This is a genomic window from Ruoffia tabacinasalis (assembly GCF_005864045.1).
Classification (GTDB): Bacteria; Bacillota; Bacilli; order Lactobacillales; family Aerococcaceae; genus Ruoffia; species Ruoffia tabacinasalis.
Genome location: NZ_VBSP01000043.1, coordinates 1 through 19,358, shown reverse-complemented (window position 1 = coordinate 19,358; position 19,358 = coordinate 1). Strand labels below are relative to the sequence as shown.

22 protein-coding genes and 1 other annotated feature are annotated in these 19,358 nt (G+C 38.8%); of the genes, 14 read left to right on the top strand and 8 right to left on the bottom strand.

Going from position 1 to position 19,358, the window contains the following annotated elements:
- Positions 1-255 precede the first annotated feature (255 nt).
- The 3 genes from FEZ33_RS09905 to FEZ33_RS09895 all read left to right on the top strand — a co-directional run bounded on the left by FEZ33_RS09905 (position 256) and on the right by FEZ33_RS09895 (position 2,922).
- On the top strand, positions 256-675 hold the full coding sequence (locus tag FEZ33_RS09905; RefSeq protein ID WP_138405229.1) for a nucleoside 2-deoxyribosyltransferase: 420 nt from the start codon (positions 256-258) through the stop codon (positions 673-675).
- Between the two features lie 2 nt (positions 676-677).
- Positions 678-1,016, top strand: coding sequence for a nuclear transport factor 2 family protein (locus tag FEZ33_RS09900; RefSeq protein WP_138405228.1), 339 nt, complete (start codon positions 678-680; stop codon positions 1,014-1,016).
- 175 nt (positions 1,017-1,191) lie between these two features.
- Complete coding sequence (locus FEZ33_RS09895; protein ID WP_138405227.1) at positions 1,192-2,922, top strand: DUF1002 domain-containing protein; 1,731 nt, start codon at positions 1,192-1,194, stop codon at positions 2,920-2,922.
- Positions 2,923-3,033: 111 nt separating this feature from the next.
- Here the strand turns inward: FEZ33_RS09895 and FEZ33_RS09890 are convergent, their stop codons facing one another.
- From FEZ33_RS09890 to FEZ33_RS09870, 5 genes are all read right to left on the bottom strand, one after another.
- The gene (locus tag FEZ33_RS09890; protein WP_138405226.1) at positions 3,034-3,939 is read right to left on the bottom strand and encodes an ABC transporter ATP-binding protein; all 906 of its coding nucleotides are present in this window, start codon (positions 3,937-3,939) and stop codon (positions 3,034-3,036) included.
- Positions 3,936-4,985 (bottom strand): ABC transporter ATP-binding protein, encoded by a 1,050-nt coding sequence (locus FEZ33_RS09885; RefSeq protein WP_138405225.1) that lies wholly within the window; start codon positions 4,983-4,985, stop codon positions 3,936-3,938. Before FEZ33_RS09885 ends, FEZ33_RS09890 begins: the two co-directional genes overlap by 4 nt.
- Positions 4,986-4,993: 8 nt before the next feature.
- A complete protein-coding gene (gene opp3C, locus FEZ33_RS09880) occupies positions 4,994-6,067 on the bottom strand; it encodes an oligopeptide ABC transporter permease (protein ID WP_138405224.1) in 1,074 nt (357 codons plus the stop codon).
- Positions 6,068-7,009 (bottom strand): ABC transporter permease, encoded by a 942-nt coding sequence (locus tag FEZ33_RS09875; RefSeq protein ID WP_138405223.1) that lies wholly within the window; start codon positions 7,007-7,009, stop codon positions 6,068-6,070.
- Between the two features lie 93 nt (positions 7,010-7,102).
- Entirely contained in the window at positions 7,103-7,366 is a 264-nt protein-coding gene (locus FEZ33_RS09870) for a hypothetical protein (RefSeq protein ID WP_138405222.1), read from the bottom strand.
- 488 nt (positions 7,367-7,854) lie between these two features.
- Positions 7,855-8,086 (bottom strand) — a binding site (T-box leader).
- Positions 8,087-8,246: 160 nt separating this feature from the next.
- On the opposite strand from FEZ33_RS09870, the gene pepT reads away from it, so the two are divergent.
- A complete protein-coding gene (gene pepT / locus FEZ33_RS09865; RefSeq protein ID WP_138405221.1) occupies positions 8,247-9,500 on the top strand; it encodes a peptidase T in 1,254 nt (417 codons plus the stop codon).
- A 61-nt stretch (positions 9,501-9,561) separates the two neighbouring features.
- On the opposite strand, the gene FEZ33_RS09860 is transcribed toward pepT, so the two are convergent.
- On the bottom strand, positions 9,562-11,205 hold the full coding sequence (locus FEZ33_RS09860) for a peptide ABC transporter substrate-binding protein (RefSeq protein WP_138405220.1): 1,644 nt from the start codon (positions 11,203-11,205) through the stop codon (positions 9,562-9,564).
- A gap of 225 nt (positions 11,206-11,430) precedes the next feature.
- Between FEZ33_RS09860 and FEZ33_RS09855 the strand changes: the two genes are divergently transcribed.
- The 9 genes from FEZ33_RS09855 to FEZ33_RS09815 all read left to right on the top strand — a co-directional run bounded on the left by FEZ33_RS09855 (position 11,431) and on the right by FEZ33_RS09815 (position 17,115).
- On the top strand, positions 11,431-11,631 hold the full coding sequence (locus FEZ33_RS09855) for a DUF1659 domain-containing protein (protein WP_138405219.1): 201 nt from the start codon (positions 11,431-11,433) through the stop codon (positions 11,629-11,631).
- Between the two features lie 48 nt (positions 11,632-11,679).
- Positions 11,680-11,907, top strand: a complete 228-nt coding sequence (locus FEZ33_RS09850; protein WP_138405218.1) for a DUF2922 domain-containing protein — start codon at positions 11,680-11,682, stop codon at positions 11,905-11,907.
- A 73-nt stretch (positions 11,908-11,980) separates the two neighbouring features.
- Complete coding sequence (locus FEZ33_RS09845; protein ID WP_138405217.1) at positions 11,981-12,247, top strand: hypothetical protein; 267 nt, start codon at positions 11,981-11,983, stop codon at positions 12,245-12,247.
- Positions 12,234-12,464 carry a phage holin gene (locus FEZ33_RS12745; protein ID WP_138405216.1) on the top strand — a complete coding sequence of 77 codons (231 nt, stop codon included), beginning with the start codon at positions 12,234-12,236 and terminating at the stop codon, positions 12,462-12,464. Before FEZ33_RS09845 ends, FEZ33_RS12745 begins: the two co-directional genes overlap by 14 nt.
- Positions 12,439-13,791, top strand: a complete 1,353-nt coding sequence (locus FEZ33_RS09835; protein ID WP_171031361.1) for a CHAP domain-containing protein — start codon at positions 12,439-12,441, stop codon at positions 13,789-13,791. The genes FEZ33_RS12745 and FEZ33_RS09835 overlap by 26 nt, the downstream gene beginning before the upstream one ends.
- 258 nt (positions 13,792-14,049) lie before the next feature.
- Complete coding sequence (locus FEZ33_RS09830) at positions 14,050-14,298, top strand: hypothetical protein (RefSeq protein ID WP_138405214.1); 249 nt, start codon at positions 14,050-14,052, stop codon at positions 14,296-14,298.
- 713 nt (positions 14,299-15,011) lie between these two features.
- Positions 15,012-15,482 carry an S-ribosylhomocysteine lyase gene (locus FEZ33_RS09825; protein WP_138405213.1) on the top strand — a complete coding sequence of 157 codons (471 nt, stop codon included), beginning with the start codon at positions 15,012-15,014 and terminating at the stop codon, positions 15,480-15,482.
- Positions 15,483-15,501: 19 nt separating this feature from the next.
- Complete coding sequence (locus FEZ33_RS09820) at positions 15,502-16,332, top strand: MetQ/NlpA family ABC transporter substrate-binding protein (RefSeq protein WP_138405212.1); 831 nt, start codon at positions 15,502-15,504, stop codon at positions 16,330-16,332.
- A 33-nt stretch (positions 16,333-16,365) separates the two neighbouring features.
- Positions 16,366-17,115, top strand: coding sequence for an SDR family NAD(P)-dependent oxidoreductase (locus FEZ33_RS09815; protein ID WP_138405211.1), 750 nt, complete (start codon positions 16,366-16,368; stop codon positions 17,113-17,115).
- Between the two features lie 87 nt (positions 17,116-17,202).
- Here the strand turns inward: FEZ33_RS09815 and FEZ33_RS12495 are convergent, their stop codons facing one another.
- Both FEZ33_RS12495 and FEZ33_RS12885 read right to left on the bottom strand, forming a co-directional pair.
- Entirely contained in the window at positions 17,203-17,355 is a 153-nt protein-coding gene (locus tag FEZ33_RS12495; RefSeq protein WP_171031360.1) for a hypothetical protein, read from the bottom strand.
- Positions 17,356-17,721: 366 nt separating this feature from the next.
- Positions 17,722-17,847: a hypothetical protein gene (locus FEZ33_RS12885; protein WP_268951519.1), complete on the bottom strand. Its 126-nt coding sequence runs from the start codon at positions 17,845-17,847 to the stop codon at positions 17,722-17,724.
- A 202-nt stretch (positions 17,848-18,049) separates the two neighbouring features.
- On the opposite strand from FEZ33_RS12885, the gene FEZ33_RS09810 reads away from it, so the two are divergent.
- Positions 18,050-19,183, top strand: coding sequence for a glycerate kinase (locus tag FEZ33_RS09810; RefSeq protein ID WP_212746689.1), 1,134 nt, complete (start codon positions 18,050-18,052; stop codon positions 19,181-19,183).
- The last annotated feature ends 175 nt before the right edge of the window (positions 19,184-19,358 follow it).

The following is a 19,358-nucleotide window of genomic DNA, read 5'->3' as shown; positions in this document are numbered from 1 at the left end:
TCTTTTAATTGAAAGGTTTTTTGGATAAAATGGTTCATGCGTAGATATTCTCCTTATGTTATTTGGTGGTACTTTTAATATAACGAATATCTGCGTCTTTTAGAAGACACAAAGATAGGGTTGATGATATTTTAATTTTTGTCATCAACCCTATTTATTGTAGAACCTAAATAAAGTATTTATCAGTGGTTTTCTTTTTGTGTCATCACCTATTAATGCTACAATGACGGTGAAAAATCTAAGGAGGTTACAGTCATGAAAGTGTATTTTGCAGCATCTATTCGTGGAGGTAGGGCGGATATTTCTATTTACAAGCAATTGATTGATTATTTGTCTAATAACCACGAAGTGTTAACTGAACATATTGGTGATGATAGTTTAACTTCTTTTGGAGAAGTTGAAACAAGAGATAAAGCCATTCGTGACCGCGATATTCAGTGGATTGAAGAGTGTGATGTTATGGTGGCTGAGACGACTAACCCAAGTTTAGGAGTCGGATATGAGTTGGCTTACGCTGAACATATTGGCAAACCAGTCATTATTTTACATCGAACAAATCAGAGTCAATTATCTGCCATGATTGCTGGGACAGATTATTTTGATAATGTTTGTTATTACAAAGAGATTGAAGATGCTATTGGAATTCTTGAAGCACAATTTGGGAAGGATGAATAACAATGCTAGAAAAAATTGCACGTGACTTTTCAGTAGGTGAATTTGAGTCAGCTTATACCTTTCTTTCTGAAGACATAAAGTGGCATGTCGTTGGAGAAAGTACAACGCAAGGTAGAGAAGATGTCATGGAACGTTGTCAGCAGAGTCGGGATTATTTCGATTCAATTGAGACAGATTTTACCGTGTTTAAGCTCATTGAGAGTGGGAATCAAGTGATTATAACAGGATCAGGTATCTTTGATAATAATGGTGTTGTGTCGCGAATTGATGCATGTGATATTTACACATTTAATGAAGAGCATCAATTGATTGAGATAGAATCATATTGTGTGCCGGTTTAAGAAAAGGATTGATAACAAAGCTATATTGTTATCAATCCTTTTTTATTTGGAATTTAAAATATATGATTAATAACACTCTAATTATATTTTGAATATCCATATGTACTAAATATGAATATGTGATAAAATTAATTTATAAACATACTTGTTTTATAATTTGAAAAGAGGTGCACGGATGAAAAAAATGTTTCTCGTCTTAAGTAGCATGTTGGTGTTATCAAATGTTGTTGGTGTATATGCACAAGAGGATATTGAAAGTGAAATTGCTCAGAAAGAAGCAGAGTTAGAAGAATTACGTAATCAACTTGAAGAAACACAGAATGATGGCGAAGGTGATCCGGTAGAAGGAACAAATGTAGCGCAACTGGAGAAAAGAGTTGCTGTAGGTAATTCAAATTCAGATGAGCAGATTAGTCAGCTATTAGCACTCTTTGGAATGGAGAGCAATGATCAATCTAACTTAATAAAAATTGATGGTGTTACTTTAAATGAACTTATCAGTGACGGTTCAAATGAATCAACAGATGTTTACTCAAGTGTAATGGTCGATATGCCAGAAAGTGGTTCGGGAGTTAATGTTGAAATACTAACTCCAGAAAATATCACCGTGGTGTCTGAATCAGCTTATCAAAATGCTGCAATTACGGCAGGAGCAACGAATGCAGATATAAAAATTGCATCTGTTATCGCAGTAACAGGTGAAGGTGCTTTAGGTGGTGTATATGAAATATTTGATCAAGCTGGTTATAGTTTAGATGCAGAAGATATTCAAACCGCTGAGAACCTTATCCAAATAGAAGAAGTATTATTAAGTGAAACAAATATGTCGGAAAGAGAAGTGTCCCAGTTAGTTACTCGCTACAATTTGGCTATTGTTCATGCAGTAGAAGGTAAGGAAGCATTAACTTTACAAGAAGTTAATGAAATACTTAGCGAAATTCTAGCTGATTACAATTATCAATATAGCGAAAATGTACAATCTTTACTACTAGATCACGGTGTTGCTTTTTCTAAATCATCAGTATCTAAAAACCCTGACACAAGGGCAGCCCTAGAAGAAGCAATGAGACAATACGAATCAATTAACCAAGTTTATAATCATGGTGAAATTCAAGTCGAAATTACCGATATGTATTTAACGGACGAAAGAGTAGATTATGTCACTGAAAATTATGATAATGTATTTACAGTTCATTATTCAGTGACAAATACTGGAGAGACTGAAACTTCCGCGGGATATGATTTTGCGTTATATGTTAACGGTCAAAAAGCAGATGATTACTTTTTAAACGATGATTTTCAGACGATGGTTTCATCCAATCGCCAAGCTGATGTTAAACAGAGCTTTGGATTTAATGGGACAGCAAATTTAGAGGATATGGAGCTAGAACTAATGGACATGAGATCCTATGGGAAACCACCAGTCGTGATACCGCTAGATGGAAGTGAGCCTTCAACCCCAGAAAATCAAACTGCTGATGTTAAAAACGGTGTATCGAGTGAATTTGCAGAAAGCGTGGAGAATGAAGAACTTGTAGAAATTCTTCAAGCATTTTATGATGCGGGTCTTAATGTTATGGAACCTAAGATTATGACGCGTAATGATTATGGAATTGCGCCATTACTAGCTGAAGAAGCTGTTAGTTTTGGAGCACAATTTGCTGAGTTTGTTTTTGAGAACGAAGATGGAAGCATTGAACAATTCAATTACGGAAGATTATTTTTAGTGAGAGATGAAAATGATCTTCAAACTATAAAGGCTGTGTATGATGATCTAGGGAAGGAAGCAGCTATGCTATATTCTCATACTTATTCAAAAGGAGATATATTACTTCAAATGGGTGGCGATGTTTCAGATGAAGACTTCGCTTTATATACTGCAGTGATTGATGAGGTAGTGGAATAAAGCAATTAGAGCATCTAACTTTAATTATGATATATAAAACTATCCCGCTAAATTCATGTTACGTGAATTTAGCGGGATGGTTTTAATTTTATACGATATTAAACCTTCAAATCACTGATACACCCAATGATTAGGCTCTGTCTCAATTAATTGATTCTCAGGATTATAGAACGCTTCATCTGGTTTATAAATAATTCGATGACGTTCTTTTTCATAATCTGGATCTGGTAATGGGATGGCTGATAGCAAACTTTGTGTATAAGGATGCTTCGGATGATCATACAAAGTATCAGCGTCCGCGACTTCAACAATTTTTCCTTGGTACATCATACCGATTCGGTCACTAAAGTACTTTACCATTGATAAATCATGGGCAATGAATAAGTAAGTTAAGTTATGTTTGACTTGTAACTCCTCTAGCAAGTTAATAATTTGTGCTTGGATTGAAACGTCTAAAGCAGAAATCGGTTCATCACAGACGATGAAGGTTGGTTCAACGGCTAAGGCCCGAGCAATACCAATTCTTTGACGCTGTCCGCCAGAGAACTCATAAGGATATCGCGTAGCATGGTCTTTGTTTAAACCTACGGCCTCAAGTAATTCATAGACACGTTCAGCCCGTTCCTTCTTGTTTCCTACTAGATTGTGTACATCCAAGCCTTCCGCAATAATATCGTTAACCTTCATACGCGGGTTAAGTGATGCGTAAGGGTCTTGGAAGATCATCTGAACTTCTTTATTGAAGGCTAATTTACTTTGAGTGGATTGTCTTTCGGTCCATGACTTACCGTCAAAGATAATATCCCCATCAGTTGGTTGATATAAATTAACGATGGCACGCCCAATTGTTGATTTACCACTGCCTGATTCACCAACTAAACCAAATGTTTCACCGCGGTAGATATCAAAGCTGACACCGTCGACCGCTTTGACTTCATTACGAGTACCTTCATTATAGTATTGTTTTAACTGTTTAATCTGAACAAGAGGTTGTTTCTTTATTGGCTTGTCTGTCATTGAATCTCCCCTCTCTTTAGTTTCAATTCAAAGTGTTCATGGCGTTTTTGAATGGGCTCTGGCACTGTAATTGCTGGCGCCTTTGGATGTAAGAGCCAAGTTGCAGCGTAATGTCCCTGTCTTACTTCGAATAAGGGTGGTTGTTTAACAAAATCAATGGCCAATGAGTATTCATTCCGAAAGGCAAAAGCATCTCCTTCAGGTGGATTTAATAAGTCCGGAGGTGTTCCAGGTATTGCATACAAGCTTCCCTTCGAATCCGGGGTTGGCATTGAGCTTAATAAGCCCCAAGTATAAGGGTGCTGCGGATGATAGTAAATATCATCGACCGATCCAATTTCAACAATCTTACCTGCATACATTACGGCAACTCGGTCAGCCACATTGGCGACGACACCTAAGTCATGTGTAATAAAGATAATAGTCATTTGTTTCTCTTTTTGAATCTTTTTAAGTAGTTCAATAATTTGAGCTTGAATGGTTACATCGAGTGCTGTGGTGGGTTCATCTGCGATTAATATCTCAGGGTCTCCCGCAAGGGCAATCGCAATAACGATTCTTTGTCTTTGTCCTCCAGAAAACTCATGTGGATATTGCTTCATTCGTTCTTTAGGATTGACTAAACCACATAAATCTAAGAGATTGATTGCTTCATCCACCGCATCTTTACGGCTCATCTTTCTTTTCTTCTCAAGCACTTCTGTAATTTGTCTTCCGATTGAAAGTGTTGGATTCAAAGCGGTCATAGGATCTTGGAAAATCATCGCAATTTGATTTCCACGAATCGCTTCCATTTGCTTGTTTGTATACTTTAATAAGTCATTATTTTTGAAGATAACCTGGCCACTTTCAATCATCGAATTTTTGCTTAATAGTCCTATAATTGAGCGAGCCGTTACAGTCTTACCTGATCCCGATTCACCAACAATGGCTAAGGTTTCTCCTTGATAAAGATTAAAAGACAAGCCTCTGATTGCTTGTAATTTCCCAGAAAAAGTTTGGAAACTAATGGCTAAGTCTTTTACTGTTAATACTTCTTCCTTCAAAATATCACCTATTCTTTCATTTTCGGATCGAATGCATCTCTTAAACCATCAGCTAAAAGGTTAAATGAAAGCATAATAATCGAAATCACTGCTGCTGGATACCACATGAGATGAGGTAAGAATCGGAATGTCTTGTAACCGTCATTAATAAGAGTTCCAAGGGATGCGTTAGGCGCTGGAATTCCGATACCAATGAAGCTTAAAAAGGCTTCAAAGAATATTGCTGACGGTAAGGCAAACATGACTTGTACGATAATCAAGCCCATCATATTTGGTAAGATATGTTTGAACATAATCTTAATAGTGGGTTGACCTAACACTTGTGCAGCTAAGACATATTCCTGTTGCTTGAGTCGAATTGTTTGAGCTCGCACAACCCGAGACATCGTAATCCAACTGGTTAAAGCAATGGTAATAATAATCGAAACCAAACCGGGATTCATAACTAAAAGCATGAGTACGACAATAACTAAGTTAGGAACACCTGATAGAATTTCAAGCACTCGTTGCATGAGGTTATCCACGCGTCCGCCCATCCATCCAGAAATCATACCGTATGCAATTCCGAATATTAAGTTTATTAGCGCTGCTGCGAAGGCAACGATTAAGGAAATCCGCGTCCCAAAGATGATGCGAGACAATAGGTCTCGACCTAAACTGTCAGTTCCAAGATAATAATAAACTCCTTCAGGTACACCAGATTGGTCATAACTATCAATTAATGCACCCCCACGGTTTACAGACGTTCCATTGAACCAACTAAACCCTTCTAAACCAGGAATTTTTGGTGGTAGATTTGACCATGCAGGGTTTTGCGCATTTGGATCATGTGGCGCAAAGAAGGGTGCAAACACAGCGATAATGATAATCAAAGAAATAACAAAGAATGATATCATCGCGCCTTTATTCTTTTTGAGACGACGCCAAGAATCTTGGAGGAAGTTTAGTGTAGGAGCGACAATTTCCTCATTTCGATCAGATTCTAATTGAACTTTTGTTGTAAATAGTGAGTCGTCTATATCTTTTGTGTGTTCTACAATTTTTTGATTATAGTTTGTATTAGGAATCTCTGAATGTGACATTTACTTACCTCCTTGTGTAACACGCATCTTAGGATCGATCAATCCGTAAAGAATATCTACAATGAGGATAATGACAACAAGAATAACTGAATACATGATTGTCACACCCATAATAGTTGGATAATCGTTCACTAGAATCGATTTTGTGAACTGTTCTCCAATTCCAGGAATGGAGAAGATATTCTCAATAACGAGTGATCCAGTCATTAAACTAGCAGTTACCGGTCCTAAGATAGTTAATAAAGGAATAATTGCATTTCTTAACGCGTGTTTACTGATAATATATATTCTTGAAAAACCTTTGGCTTTGGCGAGTTCAATATAATCACTATTAAGCACTTCAATCATCTCCGTACGAATGAACCGGGCAGCTTCAGCCGTCGGTGAGATTGCTAAAGCAATCGTCGGCAGGATGCTCGATAAGAAGCCATCTCGCCAAAAAGCAATCGGTAGCCATTCTAAGACAACAGCAAAGATGAATTGAAGTAATACAGCAAAGACAAAGTTTGGCACAGATCGTCCACCAATAGCAACCGTTGAAGTTAATGTATCAATCCAAGTGTTTTGTTTAACTGCCGCGATAATACCCAGAATGGTTCCCACAGTTGTTCCAAGCACCATCGCTTGGAGTCCTAACTGAATCGAAGGTCCGGCTCTATCTGCAAGAATTTGTGTCACAGGGATATTATTGAACTGGAAGGAAACACCGAAGTCTCCTTTGAGTACATTCCTTATATAATTAAAGTATTGAATATGAATGGGTTCGTTTAATCCATACTTTTCATATAATAAGGCAAGTTGAGTCTCAGTTAATAATTCTTCGTTGGCAAAAGGTGAACCTGGTAAAAATTGCACCAATAAAAAAGTTACAGAAATAATAATAAATAATGTAACTGCCATTAATGCAACTCTTCGTAAAATATAACGAAAATATTGTGTCATTCTAAACCTCTTTCTATTATATAACTGTGTCATGAATCGGTATACGATCATGATACAATTTGACAATTGACTACACTAGCAACATCTTAAGAACTAGCGACGTAATTCCGTTGAACTACTGAGCAGAAATATATATACTTGACGTAAATCATAACTTCGACCCAAAGGTAACACTCTCAAGCCTTTTACTTCTGGAGTAAGCCAGAAAGGATTGGCTCTTTGGTAAATCGGAGCTACAGCTGCTTCTTCTTTAATACTTAGTGTTTCAGCTTCAATTAAAGTTTCCCAACGGCCATCTAAGTCATTTACGATGTCATATTTAGCTGAACGAATAAGTTCTTCTCGACAGGTCATCATCAGAGACAAGTAGTTCTAAGTCTATTGTATCAAATTCTAGTTCTTCTTTGGCAGTATTCCAATCCGATTAATTATAAAGTTCTTTATCGAAGACTTGAGAAATCGCACGTCTTAAAGCAATGTTGCCCGTGTTTTCACGAGTTGTATTGAAACCTAAGTAACCAATCTTTGCTTTTGGAAGGGTATGAAGAATATCAATTCCTGTTCACTAGCTTCGAATCAATCAATCCCAGTTCCGATTTCTTTTATCACAGATATGTGAGCTACATCAAGGTATACATTTTCAGCGTCCCAATAATTATCATTTTTGACAAAAGCCCATTCCAAGTTTACACCGATCCAACCTCTTCACAGGCAAGAAGCGAGTCGCTAAAAGTAACTTTAGAAAGTAATCAGCCTGGTACTCAAGAATAATTTCAAGTGTCTTTTCATCCAAAGCCATCACCTCTTTCGATGAAAAAAGTCCCTTCTGTCAGAAATGATCTAACAGAAGGGACGAATTTATCGTGTTACCACCCAGGTTCCGAATTACTTTCACAAGTAATCGCTCAATAAGTATCAATGAATACTTTGCGCGTTATCGGGCGCAGCCGTCGATTTAATTTGAATCATTCGAATGCTCCAAGTTCATCTTCATTCACTTTTAACTATCTGTTTTCACCAGCCAGACTCTCTAATAAAGTTAATTAAGTAAATTACTCTTCTCTTCGTCGCATTTCCTCATGGAATATTAATGATATAGTACTAATTATAAAAGCGTTAGTCAATAGTTCTGCTTTTGTTTTTAATTTTATTCAGTTATTTTTAATAAAAGTTGCAATATATATTTGTTCTTTTATAATACATCTTAATTATATTACGAAAAGAAAGAAGGACTATGATGTACTCAACAATACTTGAACGATTTATCCGATACGCTCGGTTTAATACACGAAGTAACCCAGCCAATAAACATATGATCCCTTCATCACCAGAACAAGTCGAATTTGCTTTGAAGCTTGAGAACGAATTGAATTTATTAGGGCTAGAGGAGGTATTCTATGATGAACGTGATGGTTTCGTCACAGCTAAAGTATCTAGCAACCAACCAGACGAAGATATTCCAGCAATTGGTTTTATGGCTCACATAGATACAGCTGACTTCCCATCTGAGAATGTAAACCCACAAGTTCATTACAATTATGATGGGAAAGATGTTGTCTTAAACAAAGAGTTAGATATTGTGATGACCGTCAAAGAATTTCCTAATTTAAAAGATTATGTTGGCGAAACATTAGTGACAACGGATGGGACAACTTTATTAGGAGCTGATTGTAAAGCAGGGATGGCATCAATTGTTGAGGTGATGAAACATCTTATCGAGAATCCTGAGATTCCTCATGGAGATATTTGGGTAGCATTTGGACCGGATGAGGAGATTGGGATTGGTGCAAGTCGCTTCATTGCAGAAAAATGGCCCGTTGAATTTGCTTATACCATTGATGGAGGACGAACTGGACAACTCGATTATGAAACATTTAATGCGGCGCAAGCGGTTTTAACTTTTACTGGTACGAGTGTTCACCCAGGAGCAGCTAAAGATGTCATGGTAAATCCATTAGCGGAAGCAGCGAAGTTTTACCAAAAAATCCCAGCGAATGAAACTCCTGAAACTACTAGTGGTTATGAAGGATACTATATGTTAGGAGGCCAAACTGGGGACTTAAACTCAGTGACTGCGATTTATAATATTCGCGATCATGACTTTGATAAGTTCGAAGAGCGAAAAGCACAAATCAAGAAATGGGTCGATGAACAAAACGCTACTTATGCTTATCCAAGAATTTCATGTGTGATTACAAATCAATATGCAAATATGGGAAATATAATAAAAAATGATTCAAGATCATTTGATTTAGCGAAGCAAGCTTACTCAGCAGTTGGTGTGACACCGAGAATTAACCCTATGCGTGGTGGAACAGACGGGAGTCATCTCGCTTTTAAAGGCACTGCGACACCTAATTTATTTAAAGGGTCTGAGAATTCTCATGGGCAATACGAATTTGTTACCGTGGAAAGAATGAAATTAGCGAGTGATGTCATACTATCTATAATTGAACTCGTCCAAGATCAACCAGTGGTTTATCACATCTAAACAAGAAAAAAGGTCGAACAAAGAGCGCTAAGCTCCTTGTTCGACCTTTTATTGTGGCATGTTATTCAGTGACATAAGTTGTACGTAAGTTAATTGTACGACCAAATGGATAGACTTCAAAGTTTTGAACACGTGGATCTAGTAAGTAAGACGATGAAGCTTGGTAAATTGGTGCAGTAACTGCATCTTCTGCAATACCAATGCGTTCAGCTTCTAGCAATGCTTCACGACGTTGTTGAGGATCAGTTGCGTATTCAACCTGTGCTGCTTCTACGAGAGCATCGTACTCTTCATTTGAATATTCAGCAAAGTTGATTCCGCCATCCGTGCGATATTGTTCAATAAAGTTAATTGCATCTTGGTAATCAGGTGCCCACGTTCCATAGAAGATATCAAATTCTAGATTTCTTTGGAATTCAATACGGTTTTGTAATGGGAGACTACGAATTGTTAATGTTAAACCAGGTAAGTTTTCTTGTAATTGAGCTTGTAAATATTCAGCCGTACGACCTGATAGGTCAACATCTGATGTTAATAATTCAAGTTCTAATGAATCCACACCTAACTCATCAAGTCCCGCTTGCCAATCTGCTTGAGCTTGTTCGACATCATAAACTAAGATATCTCCTTGCTCATCACGGAAATCAACCCCGTCTTCACTCACATCAAATCCGACAGGTACTAAACCATTTAATGGTGTTGAACCATCTTGAATAACCGATTCTGCATATAATTCTTTATCGAATGCTTGTGACAAAGCACGACGGATATTCGCGTTACCAGTAGCTTCTCTAGTTGTATTATAACTTAGATATCCAACAGTAGATTTAGGTACGGAGTAGAAAAAGTCACTTCCAGCATATTGTTGTACAAAGTCATCTGTTAAGACAGCATAGTCGAGTTGTTGCGCATCGAATAAATCAGCTCCCGTACCTGTTTCTTTCACTACTTGAACAAGAACATCTTCTAAGTAAACATTATCAGCATCCCAGTAGTTAGGATTTTTCACTAGATTCCATTCGAGGTTTGAACCGTTCCAGTTTTCTAATGTGAAGGGTCCATTACTTACAAGGTTTTCTGACGAAGTAGCATAGCTACTACCCACTTCTTCTACGAAAGCTTTGCTAACTGGTAAGAATCGACTTCCTGTTAGCAGCTTTGGTAAGTAAGGCGCTGGATATTCAAGTGTAATTTCTAGTGTTAAATCATCTAAGGCTACGACGCCCAATTCATCCAGTTCCATGTCACCGTTTCGGATACTTGCAGCATTTTTAAAGATTTCAACCGTCGTTGAAGCAACTGAACCTGAATTAGGATCAACCAAACGTTGGTAACTATACACAAAGTCATGCGCTGTGACAGGATCTCCATTACTCCAGGTTAATCCATCTCTTAGTGTGAATGTATAAATGAGACCATCATCACTAACATCAACATCCTCAGCTTGACCTAATTCAACTTCACTCCCCGTTGTTACGCGGTACAGCCCTTCATTGATTTGACCGATCATATCTGATGTAGGGACATCATTGTATAATGCACTATCTAAAGTCGATAATTCTCCATTAGTTGCGATACTTAATGTTTGTTCAACAGAAGGATCCACCTCTGGTGCATCTTGAGCAGAAACAGGAACACTCGAAAACACGCTACCTAAGGCCAAAGCACTAACAAAAAGAGATACAACTTTCCTTTTTAATTTCATTCTCAACACTCATCCTTTTCTAAATAATATTTCTTTCAATTTAGCACTTTCTAATAATAAGTCAATGATAAAGATTACAATTAATAAATAATTAGAAGAATGATAAATAAATAAGTTTGAGGGATTTTTAACATTTTCCTAAAATAGGGGTGACACTTTTTCTAAAAAATACGTTTATAGGGGTGTAAGTAGTTTTACTTACAAACAAAAACGAGGAGGGGTACGATGAACAAAGAATTCCTATCAGCAAGCTTAAAACTTACTGCGATTAATCCGGTGACGGAGAAGAAGACAACGGTGACGTTGAATGATTTAACTCAGGATGCGCCAGTAGAGGATGTTGAGGCTGTTCGCAATGCACTGCAAAGTGTGATTGAAGAGCCAATCGCAACGGTAGAAGCGGTTCACACATTCGCGTTTGCGTAAATAGTGTCAGATAAAGATGCTTAAGTGAAAAGAAGGGTGGTATACACAATGGAAGAAACAAATAATTTAGAATTGTTATTCAAAGACGAAGCAGGATCAAACAAAAAGGTCACACTTCGTAACCCTAAGTTGGGCCTAACAGCACAAGAGGCTCAAGCAGCATTGGACGCAATTGCTGGCGCTGAAATCTTTGTTAATGAGAATGGTGATGCTTACGCGCAAGCAGTAGGAGCTCGCTACGTTCGTCGTACGGTTGAAGACATTTACGCTGCTTAATCGCAGCGCACCCCTAACGCCTCGCTATAGTTATTAGCGGGGCTTATTTTTTTGCGAAAAAGGAGGAAAAGGCATGTCTGTGATTGAATTAGGTAGTTTGGCTGGGGCAATGATTACGGTAATAACGCTCATCTCCAAGATGATTCGTTTAATTACTTCGATTCAAAATCTAATTAACCGCCTAGATACGATGCAAACAGAGCTGGAAGCGAATAAACATGGTTTAAGTGATTTAACCCAACGGGTCAATAACCATGATATGAAGCTTCATACCTTAGAGATGGAACAGATATCGTTGTCGAATCAAGTAAAGGAGCTGACCTCTTATGCGTTTAACTAATCGAACGTATGATTTACTGAAGTGGTTTGTCTTAGTGGTTTTACCAGCTGTGGCGGTACTTTTCCAAGGTTTGGGAGAGTTGTATAGCTATGCGGATGTGGAAATACTCGTTTCGACCATTAACTTATTCGCCGTTTTTCTCGGGACGATCTTACAAATTTCAAGTAAATATTACAATGGAGGTGACGGGAATGGCCACAGTGCAGTCGTTGCTTAAAGTCGCACAAAGTTATATTGGTGTGAGTGAGGGGACGAACACCTTCAATAATTTAATTGCAGCCTATAATTCAATACGCCCCATCCCGATGGGGTATCAGGTCAAGTTGACTGATGATTGGTGTGACGTGTTTGTAACGGTTGTTTCCGATCAGGCTGGGATGAGTGATTTGATTGGGCGAGAGTGTGGTGTCCAACGTCATATCAACATCTTCAAAGCGAAAGGGATTTGGTTAGGAAGACAGTTTCCTAAAGCGGGTGACATTATTACTTTTGATTGGGATGGGAATGGTTGGGCTGATCACATTGGGTTTGTGGAGTCGGTTGAGAACAACCAGGTCACGACTATCGAGGGTAATAGCCAAGCCAAAGTGAAGCGGAATACTTTTCAATGGAATGATAAGCGCATTATGGGCTACGCTAGACCGAAGTATCAAGTGGTCGGTGAAGTGAAGAAGACCATTGATGAGTTGGTTCAAGAAGTTATCGCAGGAAAATGGGGTGTTGGCCAAGCAAGAATGGCTCAACTTGCTGCTACTGGTTATGACTATAACCTTGTGCAAAGTAAGGTCAATCAAGTCTTAGTTAATAAAAGTCAGACGCCGACTGTAGTTGTGTCAGAATCTGCTCTAATATATCAAGGTGCTCAGTTATCGAAGGCACATCTAGATAAGTTACTCGCCTTATCAAAGCAGTATCAAATTTTACCAAGTTTGCTTATTGTTATGTTGCATTTTGAAGGGGTTTGGGGTCAGTCCAATGTCGCAAAATTAGATCATAATTGGGGCGGGATGACCTGGTCAGTCAACTATATTGGCAATCCTGATATTAAGAAAGCAAAAGGCAGTCCACGTCCTAAGAGCGAAGGTGGTTACTATCTTCGCTATGCATCGGAGGAGGATTTCTTTGAAGACTGGGTATATTTACTGCGACCCGGTGGGATATATAAAGTGAGTGGCCAAAGGAACTTCAAGGAGGCAGTCAAAGGCTTATTTCAGGTTGGTGGATCTAAGTACGACTATGCTGCTTTAGGCTACACGAAGTACTTAGAACGCATGAAAGCAAGAAGAGTTGGGATAGATAAAGCCAATCCGGGCGGCTTGAAGAAGTTAGATGCAAACTGGTTTGCTGGAAGTGAAGGAAATGAGAAAGTGATTGTATCGACCGATGCGACCACTTGGCAGACCGGTGAGCGGATAGCGACTTGGGTCAAAGGCAAGGCTTTTGATGTATTCGAAACGAAAGAAGTAATGCAAAAAGCTTTTCTATTAGCGGATAATGGGACCGTGTTAGGTTGGCTATTAGAGTCAGATGTGTTGAGTGCTTAATTGAAATAGGAAGAACTTCTCGCGATTGCGGGAAGTTTTTTTATTTAAGATAATTTCGCATTTAAATGAAATTCAATTGATGGGACAAGGATCGTTTTTTACCTGTGAGTGTCTTATTTCTATGAATCATGAGAATATTGGGACAATAAAATTGTAAGCGGTTTGATAAAGCATATAATGAGTTTAGAGAATCATTTCAATGATTTCAAGCAGTCACAAGTTTTAAGGAATTTGACGATTAAAGAGGGGGCGGAGTAGATGGGTATATCACATAAGCTACTAAGAAAAGCATTGATGCCGATGGATTTAGTAATGATGGATCAGACAAGCCAGAAAGTATTCATAGTAGCCTCTGTCTTTAGGGTGGGGACAAATATATCTGCACCCGCAGATAATTTCCGTCGTCATGGCTTAAGTGTAGCCGTTGACCCGATAACGGGTCTGCTAGGTGGGGGTGCTATGACTCCAACCGATGGTACAGTGACTTGGCATGGGGGCCCATCCTGATAACGGGGTTCAAAAAAAGGGAATAAGTTATGTAGGCTGGGATGTTTTTCTAACAGATCAAGGCATGAGTCTTTTGGAAGGGAGCAGGTGGCTTGGCGTTAGCCTTCACCAAGTTCATCACGCGCTCTTAGCGGATTCAAAAGTAAGAAAGATCTATCAAGACTTTAATGTAGTGAGGTTGATTTACTTGCTTGAATATTATGATAGAGCACTTCCCAATTTTTGTGGAGAGTGTTTTTATATATGTTGTATAGATCGCCGCTTGACTTATGTTGGAATGGGTGATAAGATCTAATCAATCACTCATGTGATTATCATATTTTTAATATATATTTTACATTGAAGAGAAGAGTAGCTGATGAAATCAGGTCAAGAGAGCCCGGCTGGTGAGAAAGGGTCCATGATAGAGGCAGTGAAGATGAGCTCTGAGTTTTTGAATGGTTCACGCTATTCGAACGGGAAGCAACCGATATCTTGCCAGATTTCAGCAGAAAAGCGGAATTGTTGAGGTGTTTGTTGTGAGACAGGCATAAACAAGGGTGGTAACACGGAAGTATCCGTCCCTTTATTTATCAAAGTATTGATAGATAAAGGGATGGGTATTTTTTTTTAGAAATTCTTAAAAAATTACTTAATAAAATGTTTTGGCCAGAATTTTACTTGAGTACCATCAGAGTGGAATATTTTGACGAAAAGGATAGGAGAATGTACAAATGGAAAAAATCGCAAGTTTTACAGTGGATCACTTAAATTTGAAACCTGGATTATATTTATCAAGAGAAGATCAGGTGGGGGACCGAGGGTTAAAGTCCTATGACTTACGCTTTACGGCACCTAACTTTGAACCGGTGATGAATACGGCAGAAATTCATACGATTGAGCACTTGGGAGCGACTTATTTACGTAATGACCCAACGTTTAAAGATGAAGTCATTTATTTCGGACCGATGGGATGCCGGACGGGCTTTTACTTAATCTTAACGGATGCCGTTGGACCACAAGAGGTTCTTTCTTTACTACAAGAGACCTTTAAATTTATCTCGGAATTTGAGGATGAGATTCCTGGAGCCACAGCACGCGATTGCGGTAATTTCTTAGACCAAAACTTACCGATGGCTCGTTATTATAGTCAAAAATATTATCAAGTATTAACTGAAATTACTGACTTATCATTCGCTTATTAATCGGAAAGAGGGAAAAATTATGAAGAAAATAATAAAAAAAGTATTGTTCTTACTTGTCGTATTCGCTGCCTTATTACCGTCTTTAACACAAGCACAGACAATTGTGAAAGTAGCCGTTGTTGGAGATTCGAATGACCCAATTTGGGAAATTGTTCAAGAAAATCTAGGTGATGAAATCCAAATTGAATTAGTTAGCTTTTCGGATGGAGTTTATGCTAATAGAGCTTTATCAGATGGGGATTTAGACTTAACAGCTTTTCAACATAATGCATTCTTAGAACAAGAAACTGCTGATAAAGGGTATGAGTTTGAAGTAATCGCGGATACTTATTTAAGTCCGATGAACGTTTTTTCAGAAAATATTTCTGATTTGTCAGAATTACAAGATGGGGATACAATTTTAATTCCGAACAACGTAACCAACCGCGGACGAGCTTTAAAAGTGCTTGAGAGTGCGGGTGTGATTAAATTGGATCCAGACAAAGGGCACTTACCCGAAGTCATTGATATTATTGAAAACCCATTAAATTTAGATATTGTTGAAACGGATCCAGCCATCATTCCACAAGCTTTACCTGATGCTGCTGCTGGGATTACTAACAGTGATTTAGCCATTGATTTCGGGATTGATCCTGTTCAAGATGCGATCTTCGCTATAGAAATTGATCCAGAAGAGGAAGCACTGCAACCGTATATTAACATTATTGTGGCAAGAGCTGAGGATAAAGATAATGAAGTTTATCAACAAATTGTCGAAGCATACCAACAACCCAATGTGGCGGACTATATCTCAGAGCACTTTGGAAATTCAATTATCCCGGTGTTTGAGGGAGCATCTGCAGAAGGTTAAGCCGTGTTGAATGTAGGAAAGGATAGGTGATTCATGGCGAAAGGATTAGTGCTAGTTACAGGTGGGAATTCTGGGATAGGGCAGGCGTGTGTGAAGCGCTTCTTAGAAAAAGGACACAAAGTAATTAATGTGGACCGAGTTCATACCGGGGAAGCAGACAATGCGAATGAGATTAAAGAAGTCTTTGATTTAACTGATCTAGATCAGCTAAAAACTTGGAGCGATGAACTGGTTGAGAAATACGGTGTCCCAAAAATTATCGTCAATAGTGCAGGAATCTCCAGAATGGATTACTTAATCGACAGTCAATTACAAGATTGGCGCGATATGTTTGAGTTAAATGTGTTTGCCATATACGAAGTTTCAAAAGTCTTTGCGAATCATTTAGTTGCGGGTAATCAAAGCGGGCGGATTATTAATATTTCGTCACAAGCTGGAAAGAACGGGTACCGTGGTTTAAGTGGTTATGTTGCTTCTAAACATGCGGTAATCGGTTTAACAAAATCTGCTGCTATTGAATTTGCTCCGAAAAATATCTTGGTGAATGCAGTCTGCCCGGGGATTGTAGAGACAAGCATGAAACACCGTGAGCGCGTGGATGGCGGGAAGATTCGAGGTATGACCGCAGAAGAAATCTACAAAGAAGATTGTTCGCAAGTGCCATTGGGTCGTACAGCGCAACCAGAAGAGGTAGCGGGAGTCGTTGCGTTTCTGGCGTCAGATGAAGCGTCTTATATGACTGGGCAAGCGATTAATGTGACTGGTGGCATGACGATGCATTGATGAAAGAGTAAGTTATAAATACCTAAAAAATAGTCCTGTCTTCAGTCGAAGCCAGGGCTGTTTTTCTATTCAATGATCTATTTCATACTATTCGTAAGTTAATCTAAATCCTGCTTCGTAGTAATTACCATCACCATTTTGGTAAGCGTAACTTTCTCCTGAGACTTCAGATAGAAAGTCTTCATCTTGATCCATCGTTAGTTTTGATAAGATATCTTTAATACGTTCAGCTGTATTCAATCGCCAGTCTTCATAAGAGTCTAATACTTGATTGTTATTCTATCTTTAAAGAATAGACCATCAGAAGATTCTAGAACTCCAACGGTTGTAACTCCGATACGAGGACCATCTTCAATATCATAAAATAGTAATTGCACAAACTCTCGTAAATCGAAACATCCTCGATGACTTGTTGACGGTATTTTTCATCGGCATCATTTGATCCTCTATCTCTTCCCCAGATACGAAAGAGCGGTGCATATAAGGCTTTGGTTGTGCCTAGAAAGGATTCAATTTCCTGGAAATAGCTAAATGTGTAATAACTTCCTTAGGATATCGTTTTTAAACCAGCGGCATTCATCATCTGGGCGACTTCTTGCGCGTATTTTATATTGGTTTCGGGCTCATGAGTATCTCTTCCCATTCAATAGCGTCTAATTGCGCTTCTTTTGCTAAGGCGAATGCTTCTTCAACTTTTCTATCGAGAAATGTAACTGAACATAGGCCAATCATACTATTCCTCATCTAATTTAGAGCGCTCACTCTAACTCTATTTCAGAAATAATATGGAGAGAATACAAATTTATTATCTTGTGTTTGCTTCCTCAAATTTAGCGAGGAGCATTTTGAAAAGTAAATCTGTTGTGAAATGATCCCAGACCCTTTAAGATAAAATTATATAGAGTGAGACACATTTAAAAAAGGGGGATTTGTGATGAAAAAAATATTACTTGCACCAGATTCCTATAAGGGAAGTTTGACAGCGTTAGAAGTGTGCCAAGCGATGGAAGCTGGGATTCGGCGGGTCTTGCCGGAAATTGAGTTGGTTCAATTACCTATGGCAGATGGTGGTGAAGGGACTGTACAATCTTTAGTTGATGCGACCAAGGGCAAACTATTAAAGGCAGAAGTGACAGGACCTTTAGGTAAAGCGGTTGAGGCTCACTACGGCATACTGGGTGATGGTGTAACCGGCGTCATAGAGATGGCGGAAGCGAGCGGTTTGAACCATGTAAATTCAGTAACTCAAAACCCCCTTGTGACAACGACTTACGGAACGGGCGAATTGATAAAATTATTAATTGAAGCGGGAATTACTAAGATCATCTTAGGATTAGGTGGATCAGCTACAAATGATGGTGGTGCTGGGATGGCACAAGCGTTAGGGTACGAACTGATTGACTTCAACGGATCGGACATTGGCTTTGGTGGAGGCGCCTTGGACAAACTTGATAATATTTCGACTGAAAAGGTTCATCCTAAATTAAAGGACGTTTCCTTTATCGTTGCTTCTGATGTGACGAATCCATTATGTGGACCCAATGGGGCTACCAGCGTATTCGGTCCACAAAAAGGGGCATCTTTGGAAGAAGTGGATATTTTAGAGGCGAATTTGAAACATTATTCACGAGTCATCGAGCGAAGTCTCGGACATGAAGTGATGGATATACCTGGATCCGGTGCAGCGGGTGGCTTGGGAGCAGGGCTCTTGGCTTTTACCCAAGCAGAGATGAAACGTGGCATTGACATTGTACTCGAATATTCAGGCTTTAAAGAGAAGGCCAAGGGAGTAGATGTGTGCTTTACAGGCGAAGGTGCGATGGACTTTCAAACGAAATTTGGTAAGACACCTCACGGCGTTGCGAAAGCGATGAAAGAAATTAATCCAGATGCAAAAGTGATTGCTGTCGTTGGTAAAGTTGGTGAAGATATTGAGGAGCTTTACCCTGAAGGGATTGATGCTGTGTTTCCAACGGCGCCTGGGGCGAATACTTTGGAAGAGCTGATTGATAAGGCTTCGGAGAATGTCAGCCGGACGGTGGAGAATATTGTGAGGGTGATGGGGTAGAGGTGGTAAGGCTAAGTCATTTAATTATGATTTAGCTTTTTTATTACCCGCCGATTGTAAAATTAAGCTAGACAACTAAAACAGCCATTTGTGGTACACTCAACTTGTAATTCCGACCAAAGAATACAAAGGAGTGACCACAAATGACCTACACCCATCTTACCACGGATGAACT

Coding starts and splice junctions, on each gene's coding strand:
- FEZ33_RS09815 (WP_138405211.1), top strand. CDS start 16,366: ATGGCGAAAGGATTAGTGCTAGTTACAGGTGGGAATTCTGGGATAGGG.
- FEZ33_RS09890 (WP_138405226.1), bottom strand. CDS start 3,939: ATGACAGACAAGCCAATAAAGAAACAACCTCTTGTTCAGATTAAACAG.
- FEZ33_RS09860 (WP_138405220.1), bottom strand. CDS start 11,205: ATGAAATTAAAAAGGAAAGTTGTATCTCTTTTTGTTAGTGCTTTGGCC.
- FEZ33_RS09905 (WP_138405229.1), top strand. CDS start 256: ATGAAAGTGTATTTTGCAGCATCTATTCGTGGAGGTAGGGCGGATATT.
- FEZ33_RS09855 (WP_138405219.1), top strand. CDS start 11,431: ATGAACAAAGAATTCCTATCAGCAAGCTTAAAACTTACTGCGATTAAT.
- FEZ33_RS09845 (WP_138405217.1), top strand. CDS start 11,981: ATGTCTGTGATTGAATTAGGTAGTTTGGCTGGGGCAATGATTACGGTA.
- FEZ33_RS09810 (WP_212746689.1), top strand. CDS start 18,050: ATGAAAAAAATATTACTTGCACCAGATTCCTATAAGGGAAGTTTGACA.
- FEZ33_RS09835 (WP_171031361.1), top strand. CDS start 12,439: ATGGCCACAGTGCAGTCGTTGCTTAAAGTCGCACAAAGTTATATTGGT.
- FEZ33_RS12745 (WP_138405216.1), top strand. CDS start 12,234: ATGCGTTTAACTAATCGAACGTATGATTTACTGAAGTGGTTTGTCTTA.
- FEZ33_RS09895 (WP_138405227.1), top strand. CDS start 1,192: ATGAAAAAAATGTTTCTCGTCTTAAGTAGCATGTTGGTGTTATCAAAT.
- FEZ33_RS09850 (WP_138405218.1), top strand. CDS start 11,680: ATGGAAGAAACAAATAATTTAGAATTGTTATTCAAAGACGAAGCAGGA.
- FEZ33_RS09825 (WP_138405213.1), top strand. CDS start 15,012: ATGGAAAAAATCGCAAGTTTTACAGTGGATCACTTAAATTTGAAACCT.
- pepT (WP_138405221.1), top strand. CDS start 8,247: ATGTACTCAACAATACTTGAACGATTTATCCGATACGCTCGGTTTAAT.
- FEZ33_RS09830 (WP_138405214.1), top strand. CDS start 14,050: ATGGGTATATCACATAAGCTACTAAGAAAAGCATTGATGCCGATGGAT.
- opp3C (WP_138405224.1), bottom strand. CDS start 6,067: ATGTCACATTCAGAGATTCCTAATACAAACTATAATCAAAAAATTGTA.
- FEZ33_RS09900 (WP_138405228.1), top strand. CDS start 678: ATGCTAGAAAAAATTGCACGTGACTTTTCAGTAGGTGAATTTGAGTCA.
- FEZ33_RS12885 (WP_268951519.1), bottom strand. CDS start 17,847: ATGATTGGCCTATGTTCAGTTACATTTCTCGATAGAAAAGTTGAAGAA.
- FEZ33_RS09870 (WP_138405222.1), bottom strand. CDS start 7,366: ATGATGACCTGTCGAGAAGAACTTATTCGTTCAGCTAAATATGACATC.
- FEZ33_RS09875 (WP_138405223.1), bottom strand. CDS start 7,009: ATGACACAATATTTTCGTTATATTTTACGAAGAGTTGCATTAATGGCA.
- FEZ33_RS09820 (WP_138405212.1), top strand. CDS start 15,502: ATGAAGAAAATAATAAAAAAAGTATTGTTCTTACTTGTCGTATTCGCT.